17 protein-coding genes are annotated in these 23,503 nt (G+C 50.8%); 9 read left to right on the forward strand and 8 right to left on the reverse strand.

The features are described from left to right. Positions 1 to 7 precede the first annotated feature (7 nt). A complete protein-coding gene (locus AAHB90_RS12480) occupies positions 8 to 1,471 on the forward strand; it encodes a lipopolysaccharide biosynthesis protein (protein WP_342085463.1) in 1,464 nt (487 codons plus the stop codon). On the opposite strand, the gene AAHB90_RS12485 is transcribed toward AAHB90_RS12480, so the two are convergent. Further along, complete coding sequence (locus tag AAHB90_RS12485) at positions 1,461 to 2,426, reverse strand: methylenetetrahydrofolate reductase (RefSeq protein WP_342085464.1); 966 nt, start codon at positions 2,424 to 2,426, stop codon at positions 1,461 to 1,463. The two genes, AAHB90_RS12480 and AAHB90_RS12485, sit on opposite strands and share 11 nt — an antisense overlap. 686 nt (positions 2,427 to 3,112) lie before the next feature. On the opposite strand from AAHB90_RS12485, the gene AAHB90_RS12490 reads away from it, so the two are divergent. Both AAHB90_RS12490 and AAHB90_RS12495 read left to right on the forward strand, forming a co-directional pair. Next, positions 3,113 to 4,198 carry a T9SS type A sorting domain-containing protein gene (locus tag AAHB90_RS12490; RefSeq protein WP_342085465.1) on the forward strand — a complete coding sequence of 362 codons (1,086 nt, stop codon included), beginning with the start codon at positions 3,113 to 3,115 and terminating at the stop codon, positions 4,196 to 4,198. Positions 4,199 to 4,388: 190 nt separating this feature from the next. Beyond that, the gene (locus AAHB90_RS12495; RefSeq protein WP_342085466.1) at positions 4,389 to 5,738 is read left to right on the forward strand and encodes a Gfo/Idh/MocA family protein; all 1,350 of its coding nucleotides are present in this window, start codon (positions 4,389 to 4,391) and stop codon (positions 5,736 to 5,738) included. 19 nt (positions 5,739 to 5,757) lie between these two features. Here the strand turns inward: AAHB90_RS12495 and AAHB90_RS12500 are convergent, their stop codons facing one another. Continuing rightward, positions 5,758 to 6,207: a DoxX family protein gene (locus tag AAHB90_RS12500; protein ID WP_342085467.1), complete on the reverse strand. Its 450-nt coding sequence runs from the start codon at positions 6,205 to 6,207 to the stop codon at positions 5,758 to 5,760. A gap of 75 nt (positions 6,208 to 6,282) precedes the next feature. Next, positions 6,283 to 6,864, reverse strand: coding sequence for a Crp/Fnr family transcriptional regulator (locus AAHB90_RS12505; protein WP_342085468.1), 582 nt, complete (start codon positions 6,862 to 6,864; stop codon positions 6,283 to 6,285). A gap of 339 nt (positions 6,865 to 7,203) precedes the next feature. Between AAHB90_RS12505 and AAHB90_RS12510 the strand changes: the two genes are divergently transcribed. The 3 genes from AAHB90_RS12510 to AAHB90_RS12520 all read left to right on the forward strand — a co-directional run bounded on the left by AAHB90_RS12510 (position 7,204) and on the right by AAHB90_RS12520 (position 13,887). Then, entirely contained in the window at positions 7,204 to 10,344 is a 3,141-nt protein-coding gene (locus AAHB90_RS12510) for a SusC/RagA family TonB-linked outer membrane protein (protein ID WP_342085469.1), read from the forward strand. Positions 10,345 to 10,362: 18 nt separating this feature from the next. Beyond that, positions 10,363 to 11,871, forward strand: coding sequence for a RagB/SusD family nutrient uptake outer membrane protein (locus AAHB90_RS12515; protein WP_342085470.1), 1,509 nt, complete (start codon positions 10,363 to 10,365; stop codon positions 11,869 to 11,871). 228 nt (positions 11,872 to 12,099) lie between these two features. After that, positions 12,100 to 13,887, forward strand: coding sequence for an Ig-like domain-containing protein (locus AAHB90_RS12520; RefSeq protein WP_342085471.1), 1,788 nt, complete (start codon positions 12,100 to 12,102; stop codon positions 13,885 to 13,887). Positions 13,888 to 13,942: 55 nt separating this feature from the next. Here AAHB90_RS12520 and AAHB90_RS12525 read toward each other — a convergent pair whose 3' ends face one another. Together AAHB90_RS12525 and AAHB90_RS12530 are read right to left on the reverse strand one after the other, a co-directional pair. Then, a complete protein-coding gene (locus tag AAHB90_RS12525; protein WP_342085472.1) occupies positions 13,943 to 15,061 on the reverse strand; it encodes an epoxide hydrolase family protein in 1,119 nt (372 codons plus the stop codon). 178 nt (positions 15,062 to 15,239) lie between these two features. Next, complete coding sequence (locus tag AAHB90_RS12530; RefSeq protein ID WP_342085474.1) at positions 15,240 to 16,145, reverse strand: helix-turn-helix domain-containing protein; 906 nt, start codon at positions 16,143 to 16,145, stop codon at positions 15,240 to 15,242. A 157-nt stretch (positions 16,146 to 16,302) separates the two neighbouring features. Here AAHB90_RS12530 and AAHB90_RS12535 point away from each other — a divergent pair, with 157 nt between their 5' ends. Together AAHB90_RS12535 and AAHB90_RS12540 are read left to right on the forward strand one after the other, a co-directional pair. Then, complete coding sequence (locus AAHB90_RS12535) at positions 16,303 to 16,920, forward strand: CGNR zinc finger domain-containing protein (RefSeq protein ID WP_342085475.1); 618 nt, start codon at positions 16,303 to 16,305, stop codon at positions 16,918 to 16,920. Continuing rightward, entirely contained in the window at positions 16,917 to 17,861 is a 945-nt protein-coding gene (locus tag AAHB90_RS12540) for a hypothetical protein (protein ID WP_342085476.1), read from the forward strand. Before AAHB90_RS12535 ends, AAHB90_RS12540 begins: the two co-directional genes overlap by 4 nt. Positions 17,862 to 17,871: 10 nt before the next feature. Here the strand turns inward: AAHB90_RS12540 and AAHB90_RS12545 are convergent, their stop codons facing one another. Then, positions 17,872 to 21,054 (reverse strand): metallophosphoesterase, encoded by a 3,183-nt coding sequence (locus tag AAHB90_RS12545; protein ID WP_342085477.1) that lies wholly within the window; start codon positions 21,052 to 21,054, stop codon positions 17,872 to 17,874. Positions 21,055 to 21,319: 265 nt separating this feature from the next. Between AAHB90_RS12545 and AAHB90_RS12550 the strand changes: the two genes are divergently transcribed. Further along, complete coding sequence (locus tag AAHB90_RS12550; protein WP_342085478.1) at positions 21,320 to 21,898, forward strand: collagen-like triple helix repeat-containing protein; 579 nt, start codon at positions 21,320 to 21,322, stop codon at positions 21,896 to 21,898. Between the two features lie 47 nt (positions 21,899 to 21,945). Here AAHB90_RS12550 and AAHB90_RS12555 read toward each other — a convergent pair whose 3' ends face one another. Together AAHB90_RS12555 and AAHB90_RS12560 are read right to left on the reverse strand one after the other, a co-directional pair. Next, a complete protein-coding gene (locus AAHB90_RS12555) occupies positions 21,946 to 22,545 on the reverse strand; it encodes a dihydrofolate reductase family protein (RefSeq protein ID WP_342085479.1) in 600 nt (199 codons plus the stop codon). Positions 22,546 to 22,659: 114 nt separating this feature from the next. Continuing rightward, on the reverse strand, positions 22,660 to 23,472 hold the full coding sequence (locus AAHB90_RS12560) for a helix-turn-helix domain-containing protein (protein ID WP_342085480.1): 813 nt from the start codon (positions 23,470 to 23,472) through the stop codon (positions 22,660 to 22,662). Positions 23,473 to 23,503 lie beyond the last annotated feature (31 nt).

Consider the following 23,503-nt stretch of genomic DNA (forward strand, 5'->3'; position numbering starts at 1 on the left):
CAGAAAAATGCGGGTTGATCAGGAAATCAAGAGGGGGACTTTTTTTGTTTTTATTTCAAAATACAGCAACATACTGATCGGGCTGGTTATCAATTCGATACTGGCCCGGTTCCTGTCCCCCAACGAGTATGGGATCGTCGGCGTAGTCACGGTATTCATCACCTTTTTCAGCATTTTGGGCGACATTGGTGTCGGCACGGCCATCGTCCAAAACCGCGACCTGACGGGCAAAGACATTTCCGATATTTTCAAAATAACGATCCTGCTAAGCATCTGCCTCGGATTATCATTCTACCTGCTATCCTACGGCATCGCCTGGTTCTACGAAAGTGACGTCTATATCCGCATTGGTCAGCTTCTGGCTATCAGCGTATTTTTCAGTTCACTATCCGGTGTGCCGAGGAGTCTGTTGATGAGGGAGAAATCCTTCAAATTACTGGGAGCGATTGAAATCATCGCAAGCATCACCACGGGCATCCTGGTTGTCTACCTCGCCGTAAAAGGTTACAGCTACTATTCGATCATATGGAGATCGATCCTTTCGAATCTGATGATCTGCCTGATGTGCTTTTACTTCTCCAGACTCAAACTGGCGGAAGGTTTCGGTTTCGGCGGTTTCAGGAAAATTGCCCGCTATTCGGGGTTTCAGTTTGCATTCAATTTTATCAACTATTTTTCCCGAAACCTGGATAACATCCTGATCGGCAAATTCATGGGCAATCAAAACCTGGGGATTTACAGCCAATCCTACCAGCTCATGATGTACCCGGTCGCTAACCTCACACACGTGATCACGCCGGTGCTCCACCCTGTGCTCGCGAGGTATGTAGACCAGCCCAAAACGATTTTCGAAGAATATCTCAAGGTTGTAAACATATTGGCGATGCTTGGCGTCCCCATTTCGATTTTCGTTTTCTTTTCATCGAACGAAATCGTTTACCTCGTATTGGGGTCCAAATGGATGGAGGTCGCCCCTGTCCTGCAAATATTTGGCGCCTCTATCTGGCTTCAAATGGTGAATTCCAGCGGCGGGGCCATTTTTCAGTCCATGGGCCGTACCGACATGCTGTTTAAGATGGGAATCCTGAGTACCATTACAACCATCTCCGCGACGCTGATCGGTATCTTGTATTTTGAGTCGCTGACACTCACAGCCCTTTGTATTTCGATCGCCATTGCCTCGAATTTCTTGATCGTGTATTACGTATTGATCAACAGGATTCTAAAAGGAAGTTTTGCCCGGTTCCTGAAAATCATCGCCAAACACGCCAAACTGGCTGCAGTACTGGTGCTACTCCTGTACCTGACGCAGGTTTTCAGCAATTTCAAACAGGACAATGCGAGCCTGATTTACCTGTTTCTCATTAAAGGCACCATCACAGGCATCACCTTCGTCGCATTCTATTTCCAAATGGTAATGGGGGTGGCCAAAAAAGTCCTGGCAAACGTATCGGGCAGGTTTAAGTCGTAGTCCGGAGAACTTGTGTTCCCGCCGGCTTCCGCACACCCTTGTCTTTCAGCATCTGACTAATCTGGCTTGCCATGTAAATCGAAGCTTCGATTTCCGCTTTACGGATCGCCACGCTCTCGATATTGAAACCGAATGGAATGGACCGCTGCATGCAGAATGTCGTGAGTTCGGAGGCAATGTCGAGGCATATGTTCACCGATCTTTCAAGAATGTCATCGGACTTCCTGAGATCTTCTTTCAATTCCTCAGGAACGTTAATCCCGAGCCAATCCATAAAATGCAACGTTTTTTCCGAACCGCACGCCGTGATCGTGAAGATAATGGTGGGGGAAGCGATCTGCTGGCGGTCGCACCGCAGGGCCAGGTCCTCGATCACCTGCTTCGCATATTCGAGGTTGAAAACACATTGTGAAATGAAGTACGACACCCCGCATTCCATCTTGTCGAGTATCCGCACATCCTCATCTTGCAGCACCTTATGCCGCTCGGGAATGGTAACGGCGCCTATCACGGACGTTTCTTCATTCTTACGCCAGATTTTATAAGCTTCGGGCAAACTGGTCTTCACAGGAAAATCGGGCGCGGGCACGCCCACGAAAACGGGGTAAAAACGCTGCTTGTGTAGCTCATCCAGCCATTCGGACAGCTCTTCGCCGGAAAACTTGCCGGCGGGACGGTATATTATTTTCGGGACGTCCAGCGTACCCAGGTATTCGGAAGCAAAAAGCAGCGGGTCCAGCGAGTTCAGGAACGGAAAAGGCCTTTCTTCTTTTGTACGGGCCGATTCGTCCTGCACGTCATATACTACCAGCGCGTCAATATCCAGGGAAGACAATCGCTCAATGGTCTTTTGGGCAATCTCGGCAACACGTTCAGCAGTGGTGTCGGCCTTGGGTGGCGTGATACCGTAAAGCACCACTCCTGATTCTTGGGATTTGATCTTGTTTAGAAACATGACGTTACTTGAAATACGGCTTCCTGCCGCTTCTCATTAAAAGGATACCTCATTATGGACCATCTGCCAGGCCAACATGTGCCTCCTGCGTCCATTCTTCAAACTAAACATCATTTTCTGAATTTATTACTACCTAATACCCCTGCGTCGTGTTTTTTTATTATTTGTGAACGTTGCCGCACCAGGCGCTTCCTATGCTTGCCGCGCCGCCCGATCAACACCAACGGACCGAAAACCTCCGGTAACAAACCTCCCGCGTATACACTTTTCCCGGACAGGGCTTTCTCCGCTTCCGGCGAGATCAAAATAGTACTGCTTCAAGATAAGCACCTTTTGATAAATTGTATTTTTTGAATGTAGTATATTTGACAAACACCCTACCTAAAATCAATCCGAAGCTGGGAACAAAATTATTTAGGTAGTGACGCCCGTTGGGTTGAAAGTATTTCACGGATAAACACAAACTACTTATTATCAATGCAATATATGTTTTGGAATGTATACGTTTCAATATAATTCTACACGACCCAGCAGAATTTTATAGACCAGCAAATGTATTTTTACAACAAATTATACTACCGTCAATTTTAGAAAAATAAGGCGAGATTAGCAACATTTATTTAATTATTTCAAGATATAGAATGTATATTAATGTAAGACAAACACATCACTAAACGTCCTGTATTATGAAAACACTTCACGCATTAGCATTCATTATGATGGCAAGTCTGCCAGCCTCCGCCGCATTGGCTGGCGCCTGTACGCTGGTCGACGATCTGATTGAATTAAACAGTGTTTCGGCATCCGGTGAAAATTGCATCGTTAACATTAAATACTCCTTCACACTCAACAAGAACAATGGCAACAAATTTGCTTACGTACACTTCTGGTTATCAGCCGACTACTCCGCACCTGAATACAAATTAGGTCCGACCAAAGATGAACTCGGAAATGTACTGGCTACGATCGCACTGAGCACCGATAGCCCGGTAACATTACTATCCGATTATTCGCCCGACAACACCGTCACGCCACTATTCGCCGGCCTCACCGTGAGCGAAACCGACCTGGGTGGCGGCTTTTTCAGGATCACGATCGATAACATTCCGCTGGTGGTACCGGGCGCCTGCTCCGAACTTCCGGATATTATGGCCGATGCCTGGGCCACCGAATCCAACGACAGCGAAACGCCTCCCCTGCAATGCCTGCTGCTGGGCGGCAACGTCTCCCTGCCGGTGGCCCTGGCCCGGTTTAACGGAACCTTGCTCGACAATGCCATCAGCCTCTCCTGGACGACGACAGAAGAATCGGGCAGCCGCTATTTCGACATTGAACGGAGCTCGGATACCAGGGAATTTACGCGGATCGGTCGTGTTGAAATGGCCGGGAATTCGCGAGTAACCCAGCAATACGGGTTCGTGGATACCAGGCCGCTGTCGGGAGCGAATTATTACCGGTTACGGATCGCCGACTTCGATGGCAGCTTTCAAATTTCCCGGCTGATCGCGATCGACAACGGAGCCAACAGTATTGCATTCGTATTAATGGGCAACCCGGCATCCAGCAGGGAGATCAGATTCCTGCTGAAAAATGACGACGCCTCCTACGTCAATCTTTATGATTTATCTGGAAGAGCTATCCGGTTTTCACTGGCCAGGTCAGGAAATGAGTTCGTTCTGAAACCAGCGGACAACCTGTCGTCAGGACTTTATCTGCTTTCCCTCCAAAGCGCTAATACCCGCGCCTTTACCAGGAAAGTCCTCGTTCCATAATTACATGACCGGCACCCCCTGAGGCCAATAGAGGAGGCGAAGGGGATTTTTTAGCAGTAGCAGACGGAAGACTGCTACTGCTTTTTTTCAAAGCCTTAAATTGGTGCGAAAATCTCCGGATTTGCGCCCGGTGGAAAGGTATATCCCGGCGCTTCGATACTTAGTAATCCGGATCAATACATTACAAGTCATGGCTAACAGACGTGAATTTTTGAAGACAACGGCAGCAGGATCGCTGGGGATCGCTATCGGCGGCGGCACGGCCATGGGTTTCAGTGCGAAGAGCTATAACCGCATCATCGGTGCCAACGACCTCATCCGCGTGGCGACGATCGGGGTCAACAGCCGGGGCAAGAGTATGAGCGGGACCTTCGCAGGCCAGAAAAATGCGGAAGTAGGTACCGTTTGCGATGTCGACGAACGGGCCATCCCGAAGGCTGTCGAGGCCGTGATGGAGGCGAAACAAACAGCGAAACCCAAATCTGAGAAGGATTGCCGCAAGGTACTGGAAGATAAATCGATAGACGCGATATACATCGCCACACCGGACCATTGGCACGCCCCGCTGACGATCATGGGCTGCCAGGCGGGCAAGCATGTGTACGTGGAAAAGCCATTGAGCCACAACCCGCGCGAAGGCGAACTGGCGGTCGAGGCGGCGCGCAAATACAAGCGCGTAGTGCAAATGGGCGCACAGCGCAGGTCCGCGCCTGTGCTCACGGAAGGCATCAAGCAGCTCCACCAGGGCATTATAGGCCGCGTGTATTTAGCTAAAACATGGTATACCAATAAAAGAAAGGCCACTTACCTCAAACCAGGTACCGTCCCCTCCTGGCTCGATTATGAATTGTGGCAAGGGCCCGCACCCCGAATGCCTTATAAAGAAGGCCTGATCCACTACGATTGGCACTGGTTCTGGCATTGGGGTACGGGAGAAGCCCTTAACAACGGCACACATGAGGTGGATGTCGCCCGCTGGGGCCTGGGCGTCGACTTCCCTACACGCGTCACCTCCGTGGGAGGACGGTACGAGTTCAAGGATGACTGGGAAACGCCGGATACCCAGGTAATCGCGATGGATTACCCCGGCCGCATTTCGCTGATCTGGGAATCGAGAAGCTCGAATGGACGCAAGATCGAGGGCCAGGACCGCGGGATTATTTTTTACGGTGAAAATGGCAGCCTCGATACCGGTGGCGACAGCTACAAGGTCTACGATCTCGACGGCAAGCTCATCAAAGAGGTGAACTCCCCTACCGAGGAAGCAGGAATGCAGGGCCGTAACCTCGCCAGCCCAAGCCTCGGCATGGACAACCTCCACGTAGCCGATTTCCTGGACGCAATCCGCAACAACCGCAAGCCGAACTGTGACGTAGAGCTGGGTTACAAGAGCGTCGTAGCGATGCAGCTCGGCAATATTGCCTGGCGCGTTGGCCGCGATCTGAAAATCGACCCGAAGAACGGGCACATTATCGGCGATAAAGAAGCCGAGAAGCTATGGTCACGCGAGTACGCGAAAGGCTGGGACCCGGTGGTATAATGCATTCAGCCCGGGCAAATTAGCAGGCGTGCTGCATTTTCCTGTCTACCGAAAACTTGCCGCTGCCCTGCACGATAACCGCCAGTGCCAGGCCGATTATCAGCAAATGATACTCGTAGCCCTCGCCCTGCTGATTGCCGAACCAATTCATAAAGAAGCCGTTTTGCGCGTGCTGTCCCACGAAAATGATCCCGGTAAAAAGCCCGATGATGGCCGCGGCACACAGCCGGGAGGCAAAGCCGGCGATCAATGCGATCGCCCCGGCGAATTCGATGACGATTACCAGGAAGCCAATCAGCCAGGGAATGTAGAGGGTTTGGGTGAAAAACTGCATTTCAGCATTGAAACCCGGCCCTCCGAACCACCCTAGCACTTTTTGTGCGCCGTGGGGAAAGAGAATGAGGCCCAGGGTAAGTCGGAGAATAAGGCCGGTCCAGTCGTTGTTCGTTTTGAAAATAATTGCTTTCATTACTTTGCTGATTGTTATTTGAGGCAGCAAAGGACCGGAAAGCGGGGGCCAAAAAAATTAAAGTAGTTGAAGAATTTAGCCATTTTTTAACTTTTTGCGGAGCATACTGAGAAATACGGGGGTAATGCCAAGATAAGCCGCGATTTGTTTCTGCGGAATGCGCCGCTCAAATGCAGGGTACTTACCAATAAAATGTCCGTAGCGCCCGGCAGCATCCAGCGAGAGCGACTGATCGATCCGCTCCATGTGAGCGATGAATGCGTTTTGGAAGAGTATCCGGAAAAACCGCTCCATTTTCGGCACATTCCCGTAAAGCCTGTCGAGATCGGGCTTGGTGATTTGCAGCAGTTCGGTATCTTCCAATGCTTCGATGTGATAGCGGCTTTCCCTTCCCGTAAGAAAGCTGAGCAAATCCCCCACCCACCAGCCTTCCATCCCGAACATGAGAATATGCTCGAACCCGTTTTCATCGAGTGAATACACTTTGACACACCCTTTCACAATGAAATTCTCCGACCGGCACACCTCGCCCTGCCTCAGCAAAAATGCTTTTCGCTTCAACAGCTTCGGCTGAAAGAGGGAGAGTGCCAGGTCAGCCTCCCCGGCGTCGAGTTGTACGTGGCGTTCGATATTTTGAAGTAACAGGCTGGTATTCATTCCCGGGCATTCGTTTGCTGCTTCCCGCACCCCAACGAGGGGTGCATTTTAATCCTAATTTAAGGTCATTTTAACGGCATTTAAATCTGCCCTGGCCTCTTTTGGATTATATTTTTTTAAAATATTAATATCCCCCTCCCCCTAGCATTGAACCGAATTACGCCTGCCTAACGGCAAAAGGCAATGGCATTGCCATGTTCGGAAATTACTAAAACCGAAAATCATTACTAAACCTTTTTAAAATCATGACCAATATCCGCTCCCCGTCACGCCCGTACGGACACCCCTCCACGTATTTTCTGAAACAAAACGCTTGATAAAACACTAACTAATTTCTGCATGAAAAGTTATGTACAACCGCCCGTAGTCCGGTCGGGAGGGATTATACAAATAGTCCTGCTAAACCTTTTACTCCTGATCTCGCTATGCGCTAGCGCCGGTAGAAACACTTTTTCCGCCGACAAGAAAATTACCGGTAAAGTACTGGACTCCAAAGACTCCTCTCCGCTTCCCGGTGTGAATGTGCTCATCAAAGGCACCGGCATCGGTACTTCCACAGATGCGTCCGGAAATTACGAAATCAATGTTCCTAACGAATCCAGCGTACTGGTATTCAGCTTTGTAGGCTTTACAAGCCAGGAGCTTACCGTTGGCAGCCAGTCTGTGGTGGACGTAAACCTGGCTACTGACGCCAAAGCGCTGACCGAAGTGGTCGTGATCGGGTACGGTACCGTCCGCAAATCGGACCTTACCGGTGCTGTGGCCACCATTAAAGGCGAACAACTGGTCGACAAGCCGGTACCCAACGTTTCCCAGGCACTGCAAGGCAAAATTGCCGGGGTCGAGGTGAGCGTCAACAGCAATGCGCCGGGTGCGGCCGCCAAGGTGCGTGTCCGCGGTATCGGTTCCATCAACTCCAATATCGATCCGCTCTATGTCGTGGACGGGGTAATTGGTGTGGACGGCAACTCGATCAACCCGAATGATATTGCCTCCCTGGAAGTGCTGAAAGATGCTTCCTCTACGGCCATTTATGGTGCCAGGGGCGCAAACGGGGTAATCATGATCACGACCAAACGCGGCCGCGCGGGCGGCATGAAGGTTTCTTATGATGGTAATGTCAATGTGAGCGATCTCTACCGCCATGTCAAAACATTGAATTCGGATCAGTTTGTCAAGGTTTATAACGAGGCCTATGCCAATGGTACCAAGTTCGACCCGGCAGGTGGTACCTGGACGCCCCCCGCACTCCTCAACCATGCCAATTTCCCGCTGCTGTTCGACGCCAACGACAAGCCATTGTACAATACCAACTGGGAAAAAGAAGTATACAAGCCTGCCATTTCGACCAATCATGCGCTCAATTTTCAGGGCGGTAATGATAAAACCTTGTTCAGCCTCTCGCTCGGTTATCTGAACCAGAACGGTCTGATGGCAACTTCCGCATTCAAGCGTTACAACCTCAGGTTCACGGTGGACAGCGATATCAACAAATGGCTGAAAGTGGGCGGAAGCCTTTCGCTGATCAACAGCCGCCAGCGCCTCGTATCGGATGGTAACGGCTCGTTGAACGTGCCCCGCATGGTGTCGGAAGAGGTGCCGATCCTGCCTGTAAAATATCCCGATGGTACCTGGGCGGGCAATAACGACATTGCAGGACTGGAAGGCGGGCCCAACCCGGTGAATATCGCCAACAACCGGTATACCATCAATAACACGCTCCAATCCCTCGGCAATACCTATTTGCTTTTCCACATTGCCAAGGATCTGGACTTTAAAACCGATCTCGGCTTTAACCTGCAATCACAGAAAAACAACTATTTCTCCTCCCAAAACCTGGCGCACATGTCGGCCGACCAGGGCGGGGTTGCCAACATCCGGGGCTATCTGAACACCTACTGGCAGTCGGAAAACTACCTGACGTGGAATAAGACGATCAACCAGCACCACCGGATCACCGCATTGCTCGGAGCATCGTGGCAACAATACAATCAGGAAACCGATTTTGTTGAAACACAGAACTTTATCGACGACATTTTTCAATGGCACACGCTCGGCTCGGGCTCGGTAAGAAGCTCCTCTACGTCAGCCGATTATAAATGGGCCATGAACTCCTATTTCGCCCGTGCGACCTATAACCTCGACGAAAAATACCTGTTCACGGCGACCGGCCGCTACGATGGTTCTTCCAAATTCGGGGCTAACAACAAATACGCATTCTTCCCTTCGGTAGGTGCTGCGTGGCGTGTTTCGGAAGAAGGCTTTTTGAAAGGTAACAAGACGATCACCAACCTGAAAGTCCGCGCGAGCTACGGGCTTTCGGGCAACCAGGAAATCGGTCAGTACCAATCCATTGCGCAGATACAGCCGGGTACGACCAATGCGACCGGCACCGTGCTGAATGGTGCATTGCAATCGACTTTATTGCCCAGCTATTTGGGAAACCCTAATTTGAAATGGGAGAAATCCTTGCAGTTCGATGCGGGCGTTGAACTGGGTATCCGAGAGAATATCGACCTGACGGTTGACTATTATAACCGCGTGACGAAAGATCTGCTGCTGCAAGCACCTATTCCATGGTCGGCAGGTGAAGTGAATGCGAATGTGTACCAAAACGTCGGTTCGGTGCGGAACTCGGGATTTGAAGTAAGTTTGAACACGACGAACATCGAAACACGCAATTTCTCCTGGACCACCAACTTCATATTTGCCTCCAATGCGAACAAGATCCTGAAACTGAACCGCGGTAATGCCGACATCTTTCCCGGCCCCAACTTTCTCGGGCAGACCAACATCCTGCGCGTAGGCGAGCCGATCGGTTCGCTGTATGGTATGACAAGGCTCGGCACTTACAGCACCGACGAGGCAGCATTGGCGGCCGAACATAACCTGAAACCGGGCGACAGAAAATACATTTACAACGCCGACGGAAGCAACTATTACAGCATTATCGGCCGTACGACGCCGAAATGGACAGGCAGCTTCAACAGCACGATGAAGTACAAAGGCTGGGATTTCTCATTCAATATCCGGTTCGTGGAAGGCCTGAACACCGCAGCGACGTTCAAGCATTCGGTGGAAGACAGGCAGACGATCGCGAACAGCCTTGCTACCGTGCTGAATGCGTGGACGCCTGAGAACCAGAATACCATGATCTCCCAGGTGCGTAACTACAAATTTGCCCAGGATTCGCATTTTGATACCTGGTGGGTAGAAAACGGCTCGTTCATCCGCGGTCAGAACTTTATGCTCGGTTATTCATTCAACGATCCTGTTCTTGAAAAACTGAGAATCGACCGGCTTCGCCTGTACGCGAGTGTTCAAAACCTGTTTGTGATCACGAAATACACGGGCTACGACCCTGAGGTGGATACATTCAACGCCGGTTATGGGGCCAACACCGCCTTCTCGCAAAACCTGGACTTCTTCTCCAATCCCCGTCCGCGGGTTTGGAACCTGGGCCTGACACTTACTTTTTAAACTGCAACCACGAAAGATATGAAAGTGCTGAAAAATATATTGCTGGCAGCATCCTTGCTGACCATGGGCTCCTGCTCGGATTTTCTCGAAGAGAACCCGACGGGCTTCCTGACGCCCGAATCGGAGGTGTCCAGCAGCAAAGTGGCCCGGGCTTATGCAAATTCTGCCTACGTCAATTTGCAGGGACTTCTGGCGGGCCAACCGGCTTCCTATGGTGGGAATACCTATAATTTACTTGAATTCATGACCGGCAAGGCAAACAGCGACCTCGGCCAGACGGGATTTGTGAATTATCAGAACCTGGGTTACACCAACACCTCCTTTTACTTCGATACCTGGTGGCAGCAGATGTACCTCGGTGTAGGTGCCTGCAACCTCGCCCTTCAAAGCATTCCCGGCATCAATGCGGCTGGATTGACGGACGAGCAGAAGAACAATATGCTGGCGGAGGTGCACACGCTGCGTGCATTGTATTACTTCTACCTCACGCGGATGTACGGTGCGGTGCCTGCGGTAACGGAAGTCCCCACCAATCTCGACCTGAATGTCGCGCGTACCCCGGCGAAAGACATTTACGACAAGATCATCATCCCCGACCTGCTGGCAGCGGAAGCGTCTACATTACCCTGGTCGAATGTGACGGGAAATGTATCCATGTCGGCAGTGGAATCAATCCTTGCGGATGTGTACCTGACTTACGCGGGGGCGGCTATCAACGGGGGGCAACAATATTATGCCGAATCGGCAAAGCGGTCTTTGAATGTAATCCAGAAAGGCGGTTTCTCGCTTTTCAAGAACTACACCGACATGATCAACCCGGCGAACAAGAACCTGGGTGAATTCATTTTCCAGGTGCAATATGCCGCCAGCGTACCGCTGACCAACCCACTCACACCGCTTACCATCCCGAACTATTCGGGTATTTCGAAATACGCGGATGAGTACGGTTCGGTTTACCCCACGCCCGAGTTTATTAAATCGTTTCCAAAGGGCGATAAGCGCGTAGAGGAAAAGCAGTTCTTTTACACCACGGCGCCCAGCATTAAAACCGGCCAGCCTGTGAAATTCAAGAATACCTACATCTACAAGTGGTTCGATGCGAATGCGATCACAAACACGATCAAATCCGACCTGAACTTTACCTTGTACCGCCTCGCGGATGTATACCTGATGTACGCGGAGGCGTCCAACCGCGCCGAGGGCTCTCCTAATGCCAAGGCGGTCGAATATGTGAATGCAATCCGTGCGCGTGCAGACCTCTCTCCTGTTTCAGGGTTGAACCAGACTGCATTCGAGCACGAGGTGTGGGCACAGCGGTATTTCGAGCTTTGCTTTGAAAACAAAATGTGGTTCGATATGCTCAGAACGCGGAAAGTACGCAATGATATCACCGGAAACTGGGATGATTTCGTAGGTCACAAAACCGTTTTCGGCGCTACATTCAGCGAAAAGCAGCTGTTGTTCCCCGTACCGCGGCAAGAGTCGGACGTAAACCCTAATCTGCTGCCTAATAACCCCGGGTTTTAATGTAAAAATTATGGTTAGAATGGAAACAGCCGGCTCATTGAGTCGGCTGTTTTTGTTGGACCACCTGCGCAACGCGCTGTTATCGGGAGGTGTCTGAATAGTGATAGACAAACCTTTCCTGGACATCCGTCCCGGAATCGCTTTACGGAGAATAATTATATTTCGTTAAAATATAATTATATTTATTACAGAATGACTTGCGTGTGTGAACCCTAAGCATCCATGACCATGAAAAATATTACCGGGCTTTCGTCCATCGGGGCTTGCTGTGTTGCTATCGTTGCAGTTCTATGGCTTCCTACCGCCATTTTGCATGCCCAACCGCAATCCGGCCCTATCTGCTCTTCTACGTTACAACATCAAAAATTACTGCTTTCTAAACCTCAGAAACAAATTTTTGACCACGCCCAGCAAAGTTTGAAAGCGTACATTGCCTCCAAAAAAGCCAGCCGAACAGATGCCGTCGACCAGGTTTATACGATCCCGGTCGTTGTACATATCATTGAACCCATCGGCTACTCTTTGCTGACCGACCAGCAGGTGATCGACGGAATTGCCGAGGTGAATAAGATGTTCAGAAACCAGCTCCCCGAGTCTGACGGGGCGGATACTCAAATTCAGTTTCAGCTGGCCGTCAGATCGCCACAATGCTCGCAAACGAATGGAATTAACAGGATTTACACCAACAATGCAGCATACACACAATTTGGCGTAACAGGTTTCGGCGGTAACGGCTTGCCTTATGATCAGGTTTATCCGATGAGTTATTGGAGTAATTTGGAATACTACAATATATGGGTGGTCAATTACATGGACCAGTCAGGCGCATTTGCAGCATATCCGACGGGGGCCTACTCGCCAAACGACGGCATGATGACGATGTCGGCTTACTTCAATACCAAATTACTCGCGCATGAGCTGGGACATGCCCTGTTCCTGGGGCACACCTTCTCGAGAGGGATCGGCGAGGGTGATCTTGGCACGGTTGAATGCCCCCTGAACGACAATTGCAGCGCACAGGGCGACAATATTTGCGATACCGAACCGGTCAATCAAAGCTCCAACTATCTCTGCCTGGGGAATCCCAACCCCCTCAATCCGTGTAACAACAACAGCCCGTACGGTAACGTCCTCAAAAATTACATGGGCTACAATAGTTTCGAATGCCAGTCGCAGTTTACCAACGACCAGCGCACCCGGATGCGAAGTGCCCTTGAATCGCTGCGATCGGGGCTGATCAACAGCAAAGGGCTGGATCCGACGGTGGCACCACAGAACATTCCGATAGGTACCACGGCAACGCTTACGGCGACAGGCTGTAACGGGCTGATAAATTGGTACAACGCACCCTCGGCAGGCAGCCAGCTCGGAAGCGGGAACACCTTTACCACGCCCATCCTGAATGAATCGACGATCTATTACGCTTCCTGCTTGCGGTCGGACTGCCCGAGCGATGTGCGCGTACCGGCCGTGGTGACCGTGGGTGCGCTGCCGGTGACGCTGGTCAGATTCGGTGCCAAGCTGCTGGAACAAAACCGGGTTCTGCTAAGCTGGGCCACTTCTTTCGAGATATTACACGACCATTTCGAGGTACAATCGGCCCACGACGCAAAAACTTTCCGGAATGCAGGACAAGTTCTGACACCTTACCGGGTTACTTCCGGGATTTCGGAGTACCAATTCACAGACATTCCGGAGCAACCCGCCGATATCATTTACTACCGCCTGAAACAGGTTGACACAGACGGCAGTTATGCCTATTCCAAAATAGTGCCCGTGAGAATGTCCGAAACACAGAAGGTGGTGATCAGTCCTAACCCGGCGGATAACAACATTACCATCAGCGGGGTATCTCAAAACTGGGATATTGAGGTGATCAATGCGGGCGGGATTGTAGTGCAAAAAGTTCGAAACCAGCGCTACCTCGATTCAAAACGCCTCCCAGCGGGACTTTATGTGATTCGGGTTACGACCGATAGCGGGTACACGGTGTCAAAGAAGATTATCAAGCGATAAAGAAACCAGCGGAGCGTTAGGAAATAACATGCTCCGCTGGTTTTCTCCCTTAGCATCAACCGATGCTGTAAAAGAAGCTTCGCAATTCCGCCGCGAAAACATCCGGCACTTCCAACGCTGCAAAATGCCCGCCTTCGTCCATTTTGCGGAAGCTCACGACATTCACGAAACGTTCGGCCCACTCTCTCGGAAACTGTGCCTCCCTCGGGAATAAAGCCACGCCGGCCGGCACGTTCGATTTTTGTAACGGCTGGGCTCCGCTCCATTGCGCGATCGCCTCGGCCTTGTACATCCTTACCGACGTGGCGATGGTTTGCGTCGTCCAGTAGATCATAATGTTGGTCAGCAATTCGTCCCTGCCGCCAAATGCCGCTTCCAGGATTTCCGGAGAAGCTCCTGCATTGCCGAAGCTTATTATCCAGGCGGCCAATCCGACAGGTGAATCGTTCAAACCATAAGCGAGCGACTGCGGCTTTGTGGCTTGAACCATCGAATAGGCGCCCTCGCTGTACCACCATTGTTGCACAAACTGTGCGAATTGCCGTTCAGCTTCCGACATCGTAGCGGGGCCTTCCTGACCCATTGGATAACCCACATCGGTAAAATGCACGCCGGCCACCACATCCGGATACTTGGACGCCAATGCCTTGGTTACGCCCATTCCCATATCGCCGCCGGCAGCGTAAAATTTCTCATAACCCAGGTTTCCCGTCATCAGCTCTTTCCACAGGTCGGCAACCGCTTCCGTGCTGAGTGCAACTTTACCCGAAAAACCGAAGCCTGGCGTAGACGGGATGACGAGGTCAAAGCTCTGCTCCCCCTCGGTGAGCAGCGGAATGATCTTGTGGAACCGGTAATAGCTGTCGGGCCAGCCGTGTGTCAGGATGAGCGGTTTAGGATTTTTGCCTTTTCCTTTGATATACTGAAAATGGACCTTCACACCGCTCACGTCGGCAATGTATTGCGGGTATTTGTTGAGCTCGGCCTCCTGCTTGCGCCAGTCGTAGCCTGTAAGCCAGTAATGCACCAGTTCCTTCAAATAAACCTCGCTGGTACCGAAGTGCCAGTCCGAGCCTTCCGCTTCTCCCGGCCAGCGGGTATTCTGCAAACGACTTTTTAAATCATCTATTACCTGCTGCGGAACTGATACTTTAAATACCTCCATGTTTTTCATAGTTGAGATTTTTTGGTTTGCGAAAAAGTGATCATCTGGCTCATGATGAGCCTCGTCAATAAAAAGCGAAGTTTTTTTGTGGCGCCCTGTTATTTGACTTAAACAAAGGTATCGCTATCGGGCCGGGCGCGGTTAGGAAGGATTTCGGGAAAGATAGTAAAAAACTCCGCTGGGCAAATCAGCTTTTCCGGTATTCGGTAGGAGTCGTATTCGTCTGCTTTTTAAACGATTTGTTGAAATGCGACGCATCCTCGAACCCCAGCCAGTAGCAAATTTCCTGGATCGAAAGGGAGGTCTGTTTCAGGAGACTTTTAGCTTCCATCACCACATATTCGTCGATAAATGCCTTGGCGGGTTTCCCTAATTCCGCCTGCAAAACTTCGCTCAGGTACTTGGGTGTAATGTGCAATGCCGTCGCATAAAAAGCGACCTCCTTATGTTCCGGAAAATGCTCCGCGACCAGCTTTCGGAATGCCTGCGCTATTTTTTCTTTGTTGGAAATATTGTTGGAAACCCGGTTGGAAGTACCGTTAGGGCTGTCGGCGTTTTGAGTTTGACCACTCAGACCGATATGAAATGATTCGGCTAGCATCAGGAGCGAATGCACGATACCCGGAACAGCGCTTTTGTCATCTTTTAATTCTTTCAGCAAACCAAATAACGAAGCCATCTTCTTAGTCTGGTCATCCGTCAGCTTAATGACATGCCTGCCCCCGTGGAAAAAGAAAGGAAGCGAATGCAGGAAAGAATTGTTTTGCAAGCCCTCCAATAGTTCCTCGGTGAAATAAACCGTATCGTGTTCGGCCGTATAGTTACCCATCCATTGGCAAACCATGCCCGGGCCGACTGTCGTAAGGCACCCGGCCGTCACCAGATAATCGGTACTGCCGATCTTGAACACATCGCCCTCGCCTGAATACGTAATGCCTAGGCCAAAAGTGAATGTCCGGAATGGGAAGTTTACGTGAGCGCTTCGATAGGTATGCCTGTCGGCGAGGAAGAACGGAACGTTGAAACCGTGGGAATTCTGGTGTTTAAGAAACTCGTACAGATTGAAGGACGTCAGATTGAATTTTTTCTGCATAACGCGCTGGTTTCAATGTTTCTGTTTGTTGCCGTCGGGGCAATGCCACCCGGCCGCCAAAATAGTGAAAATTTTATTTTACCAGTAAAAATCGTTTTAATGGTAAAATACATATTTTTGGTTGAGATTAAAATCAATAACCAGTCGGTCAGACTTTATGAGGACATTGGAAAACCTGCAAATGGTTGGAGGATGCCTGGCATTCGACTTCATTAACACCGTCAACACCCGAAAGCCGGAGCCCGAATTCGAATACCTGGAAACATTCGAGAACCTCATAGCGTGGTCGGAAAAGGCGGGATCGCTCGACGTTGTGCGGCTGCAAGCACTCAGGAAATATGCGGAGCAGCAACCCGAAGTAGCGTCCGCAGCGCTTCGGGATGTAACAAAAGCCCGCGAAATGCTTTATGCGCTTTTTTCGGCCATTGCCGCAGGCGACTCGCCAGGTGCTGCCGTGACCGGTGAATTCAATAGACGGCTTTCGGATGCCTTTCAAAAGATTTATGTAAAGTTTGGCCCTGGCGGTACCGAGGTGCTTTTCTGCAATGAAGAAGTTGCTTGGAACGAGCCGATGTATCCCGTCCTGAAATCCGCATTTGATATCCTCACCGGCGGGGATTTTGAAAAAATAAAGGAATGCCCGCGCTGCGGATGGCTTTTTCTGGACTCTTCCAAAAACGGGAAGCGCAAATGGTGCGACATGAATGTGTGCGGAAGCCGGAAAAAATCGCTTGAATATTATTACAGGAAAACAAAAAGCCGTCACAACGCATGATCCCAGGCAAACTCATCTGTCAGCTCCTCCTAATCGCACTGGCGGCCGTGCAATGTACCCGCGACGGTCGGCAACAAACGGCGATCGACTACCCCACGCCAGGGCCCGACTCCATCGCAATGCCTTTCCTGCCCGGCATTGTCTGCGGCGATTCGCTGGATTTCAACTCGGCCTTTTCCCAGGATGGAAAATCGTTCTATTTTTCAAGATCCTACCAAGGCAAATGGATGATCTATGTGACCGAATTGCAGGCGGGTTCATGGAGCAAACCCCGGCTGGCTCCTTTTAACGAGCCCCGCTATTCGCAGGCAGATCCATTCATCACCGGCGATGGTACATTATACTACATTTCGAACCGGCCGAAAGCGACCGGAGATACGATTCCCGACTACGACATATGGCGAATCCGCCCCAGACCCGACGGCCCCTCGCCGGGTGGCCCCTCGCCGGGTGGCCCCTCGCCAGGTCGCACGTGGACTAAACCCGAAAATGTGGAGGCCATCAACTCCGACAGTACCGAATACTACGTGTCGCTGGCGGCCAATGGCAACCTGTACTTTGCCTCCAACCGGCAAGGCACGTTGGGATCGCACGACATCTATGTGAGCCGGTATGTCAACGGCCATTACACAAAGCCTGAAAACCTCGGTCCGGCCATCAACTCCGGCAATATGGAACATGATCCGATGATCGCGCCCGATGAGCGGTATTTGATCTTCACCTCGGTAGACCGGAAAGATTCGTACGGCAATGGCGATCTCTATTATGCCCTCCGTAATGCGGACGGCACTTGGGCACCCGCCAGGAACATGGGTGCCCGATTCAATACCGACAGTTATGAATACTGCTCCTACCTTACCCCGGACGGACGATACCTTTTCTACAGTTCCGATTATGATGTGAAATGGATCCGTACAAAATACCTCCCGTGGGGCCGATGAAGCCTGCGTATTATTTCTTAATCACCTTGTAATGACGCACATTGCCGTTAAGCTGGCTCGAAAGGATAAAAATACCCGCCGGTAGCCCCGAAATATCCAGCTCCTTTAAGGTCCCCGGCGTGGAGAGGTAACGCCTGACCACCCCTTTCGAGTCCGTGATCCGCATCGTTTCATATTCAAGCGGCTTGTCGAATGTGATCTTGTCCTGATCGACGGGATTAGGATAAATCACCAGTTCCGGGACTGCATTCCGGGCTTCCGCCATCACTGCGACACGCGTCGGTACAGTCGTTATATCAGGACTAAATGTAATATCCATATCAAAATAGACATCCGAGCTTGTCAGACTCGTCTGGTGCAACTCGACGGCAACGGTGTTCCTGCCCAATCTGAAAAAGCTTCCGTCATTCGGAACCACTACCGTGTTCCAGGTGTACTCCGGACTTGCGTTACTAGCCAGGATCGGAAAGGTAACCGTGCCCGCGGCTACATTAGAATCCCGCGGCGTTAGTTCTTTCCCATTGATATAAATCACTACACCATCATCTCTCTTATAATTGATAATGATCGACTTATGGTAGGCCATATACTGCTGACTCATAAAAACAGAGCTCCGGTAATACGAAGTAGTCCAGCGGGTCGCACACGGCGCGGTGAGACAGCCTTCACGCAGGTACGATGCGCTTCCGCGGGATTCGTAGCAATCCAGTTCCGCCTGGCAGGCCGGGATAAGTGTTCTTTCTCCGTCCTCACGGTTGGGAGAATACCCAAACGGGGCCGAACCGGACGGCCAACGCGCCTCGTTATCATAGCTGTCTTCATCTGGTCCGGTGATTTCATCGGTATCCTGTGCGCCTTTCCAGTTATACTTTCCATTGTCGGGAGGAGCCGCCCCTCTGGCGTAGTAGCGCCAGGTGCTGCCTGCATTCATTGCCACAACGGTTCCCCGGGGATTTTGGTTATAGACCTGGCCGCCAATGCCGCCACCGCCATTCAAGCGTCCCACGACGAACTCGCCCGAATAGAAGGGGTACGATTTAGTCGGATAAAAGAAAATGTCCGGCTGATTGAACCCATACCTCCATTTGTATTCCGTTAAGGTCGCCTGCTGATCAGGAATTCTGCCCTGGTAAACGTCATAGAGCCAGATCCCATCCTTATTGACATCAGAAGCTGCCTTGATCTTATTGTGAACGCCATTCACTGGATTTAGATCGTATGCAGTCGATAAGCTGTTGATTTTAAAGAACCGCAAGCTATAATGCCCTATATGCTCGTAGGCACCTTCATTGTAACGCAGATAAATCAGGTCTGAATCGGTATAATAGTGGCGCACCGTTACCTGCTGTTTCCGCGTCAGTTCCGGGTTGGGCTTAACCGACCAATACCGGTTCATGACCCGCCAGTTGGAACTGAAAGACCGGACCCTGTCCGACCGCACGTAATTCGTGCCAGGGCCAAGCGCGCCCACTTCCGTCCTTCCCGGCTTTCCGCCGAGCTTTACTTCAAAAGGAGCTACACCAACCTTGCCGATGTTCAGATCGTGCTTATTGATAGAGAGCAGCAGTTTACCTTTACTGTCGACATAATGCGTAAAATTGTTGCTTCCTGGCTGGGCATCCGTACATTCGCAGACGGCCGTCCGGGTGGAATCGTCGGTTTCCGGGACGGCGAATCCATCGAGGTCTTTGAAAATCGTAAACTGGTCGAGCACCTGCTTTTTAGCACTGATGAACTTGGCAGTCAACCGCTTGTTCTCAACCTCAAGATACATTGAACCACCGCCGGTAAAGTAAGAGGAGGCCATTAACCGTTTAACAAGACCATCGTTTTTCATATTACTGCTCAATTCCGGTTCCCCCTTTCGTCCTCCCGCCCCATTCACCACATACACGATACCTTCATTTTTAGCGGCGGCGCTGTTTTTGTAATAAAAGCACGAGTTGGCTGTTCCGTCATAGCGGGCGCTACTCTGTGCGTTACTGCCCAGCGCCGGATTGTGGGTAGCCAGCACGAAATTGGTGGAAGTTGTAAAATGGTCGCGCATGAGGCGTGAGCGCTCGTAGCCGTGGCTGTGCCCAGCCACTACCAGGTCCACTTTATAACCGTCCAGAATGGGTACCAGGTTGTTACGGATCTGCATGAGGTCTCGCTCGGTGTCCGAATTATGTGAACCGCCGCTGAATGGCGGAATATGCGTAAAAACGATCACCCAGTTGATGTCGGGATTGGCATTGGCTTTGGCAAGATCCTTTTTCAGCCATTGGACCTGAACCCCGTTCGGTGCGAGGATCTTCGTGTGATCATCACCAAGCTTTTCAAATCCATAGGTATCGAGACTGATAAAATGGATATTGCCATAGTCAAAAGAGTAATATGCTTCGGTCATCGACGGCTCTCCTCCTCCTTCCCCATTCGTAAAGTTGTCGACGACACTGTAATAATGGATATTCTTATTGGCCCTTACCTGGTAAAGCGATGCACTATCGACAGTTCCATCGAAATAATCGTGATTACCCGGCGTGGCGTAGAATGGGGTTTGCCGGAACATGAAGTCGTACCGTTTCCTGGTCCTGTCGAAAATGTGGTCCTGGTATTCCGCCGCCGTACCCTTCTCGTAAGCATTGTCGCCCAGCCAAAGCCAAAGGTCCATCGGGCCTGTTTTGTTAACCGCCATAAAATCCTTCCATGCGTCGATGACGCTGTCCTGGCGACTGGCTGCCTCGGGTAATGCCTTGGTATAGCCAAAATCACCAAGTATCCAAACTTTTGTCTTCTTTTTTGTACCAGGGAGCGGCGGTGTCCTGAAAAAGTGGTCGGGCGATTGTTCCAGGATTGTCGGAAGTGATGCAGGTTGCGTCACTACTATCGCCCCGATGTAGTACCGGTACTGTTGGTCGGGTTTGAGGCCTGTCAGCGTGATCTTATGCTCTGTGGTCGGCGCGGTTTCTTCTATTAAGGGCGACCCCTGACCGAGCAATTCATATTCCGGCTCGCCGGAGTACACCACCCGTCCTATGGTCGCGACGTTGGTCTGCCAGCGGATCGTCACAGAAGCATTTGTAGCAAACTCATTTACTTTTTGCGAATACGCCATTTGTAGATAAGGGCCACGTGTTATTTGGGGAGGCTGAGCGACAGACTCCGTAAACAACAGGAGGCAAAATGAGAGCACTGATAGAATCGGTCTCATAAGCAAGCAGGATTAAGATGAAAAGAAGAGGGAGTATAATGCGCAATAAATTATATACAAAAATTGCTATTTATTCTTTATATATCAAAATTTAAATCAATATATTTACTACTAGTAGACCCTATTGTCGCACAGTCACAACTGTCAGCTGAATTGCCTCTATCGATGCTCGTGCTTCCGTTTGCCGCGGAAATGCGAGAGGGTAAACTTCGGTGTTTACCCACGCGTTTCGTAAAGTTTGCCCTTTCTCCCCTACCTCGGAATCATGATGAAAACAATACCCGTCCCCGGCAAAAACGGCCTTTGGATACTGCTTTTAATATGCACTGTCATCGCCTGTAAAGGACCGGATGGCGACACCGGGCCCGCTGGTCCGCAGGGCCCTCAGGGACCGGCAGGCCAAAACGGCGCGGCAGGCCCGGCCGGACCCAAAGGAGCCGCAAACCTGATTGTATCGCCCTGGCTCAAAGTACCTAATACAGCCTGGCAGCGCAACCAGGATTCTACCTATTTCCTGGTGACACATACGGATAACACGATCACCCAGGCTATCCTCGACAGCGCCCTGGTAATGGCCTACTACCGCAATGAAGGCAGGACGAATGTGGTATTTTCCTTGCCTTCCACCAACGAAGAATTGACGCTGGGTTATTTCATGCAGGTTCAAAACCAGACCGGGACCATGAATTTCGACCTAACCTATTATGCTCCCAGGGCTGCTCCTATCGACTTCGATCTCGAATTCCGATGGATAATTGTTCCTCCGGACCGCCGGGGACGCGTCAACGTAGCTGATTTTAAAGATTATGCCCTTATTAAACAGCAATACGGCCTGACTGATTAGCCAGGCCGTATTGCCGTGCGGATGTCACTATACGTAACTCAAATCAGTTACTTTCCTTCACCGGGAAGCGGCCCGGCCGGACTATATCTGTTGATGATCATACCGGTCGAAGTGGTTTTCGTGTCAGTCAGCGTGAGGCCACCGGCGGGTACGCCGTTTTCGAACAGTCGCTTCCCTCCACCCAATACCACCGGAGCGATCCACAGGCGGTGTTCGTCGACAAGCCCGGCGGAGATGAGCGTTTGCAACAGGTCGCTGCTGCCCCAGATATGGATTTCCGGCCCGTCCGCTGCCCGCAACTGGCCTACTTCCTTGACGACATCGCTTACGACCTGGGCGTTGTTCCAATCGAGATGGTCGAGCGTGCGTGTAGCAATGTATTTCTTTGCTTTGTTGAATGCTTTTCCGATCGGATCATCGTCGTGCAGGGGCCAGTATGAGGCAAAAATGTCATAGGTCCGGCGCCCTAAAAGCATCTCGAATTCGCCGGAGATGATTTCATTGATTTCTTTATGCAAAATGTCGTCCCCGTAATGCATAAACCAGCCGCCGTGCTTGAAGCCGCTGCTAGGATCTTCCTCGGGCCCGCCGGGCGCCTGCATAACGCCGTCGACTGAAAGTTGGGTAATGGCAATGATCTTTCCCATAATTTCTCTTTCGTTTGTGTTTTCAGTTGAATTGTGACACAACAAAAGTACATGGCTATTCACTATCGGCGCGGGTGCAAACCTGCCAAAAGAAGGGGGCAATCGCGGCCAACCTCAAACCGTCCATTCTGTGGGCGCCTTTCCGTATTTTTTCTTGAACGAATGGGAAAAATGAGAGAGGCTTTCGAAGCCAAGGTCGAGATAGATCGACGACGGCTTTTTGTTCTTCGTTTCGATAAGATGTCTGGCTTCCGTTAGCCTTCTTTCTTGAAGCCAATGCCGCGGGGCCATGCCGAATATCCGCTGGAAATCGCGCTTGAAACCCGCCAGGCTTCTCCCGGTAAGCCTTGCGAATTTTTCGACGGGAACATTGTAGTGAAAATTGCTGAGCATGAACTTTTCCAGGTCCATTTTATAAGGTTCCGAAAAGTCGAACAGCATCTCTTCCAGCTCCGGCATGGTGTGCATCAACAAATGCACCGCCTCTTTTACTTTAAGCATACCAAGGCGTTCCGTAATGGCTCCGTGCGGGTTACGCACATACGGGACCACCGATTGGAAGAAAGCGCGCAAGAAGTCGTTAGGCGGAACGAGCACGTTTTGCGGCCCGGAATATTTGCGCCCAGTTTCGACCTGCTCTTCAAGCGCGATCGTCCGCAGCAAATCCTCCTGCAAACATATCACGATGGTTTGATAGTCTTCACCATCGAGAGGCGTCTTGGTAATTTCGCCTAGCTGATTCTTTTGTATCAACAGCATCTCGCCAGCGCCCATCGATACCTTTTGCGTGGCGGTTTCCAGCGAAAAACGGCCGGAAACCTGCAATATCAACGTATTGTGTTCAAGAAATGCAACTTTATCCTTTCTCTCCCTTGATAAATAGGAGTAAAAGATAACACCCGGAATTATTTCAGTTGGATTCGTCACGCAGTAAAGATATTAAAAAGCAGGGCTTGAA

The sequence above is a fragment of the Dyadobacter sp. OTU695 genome (assembly GCF_038440355.1).
In the GTDB taxonomy this organism is placed as follows: domain Bacteria; phylum Bacteroidota; class Bacteroidia; order Cytophagales; family Spirosomataceae; genus Dyadobacter.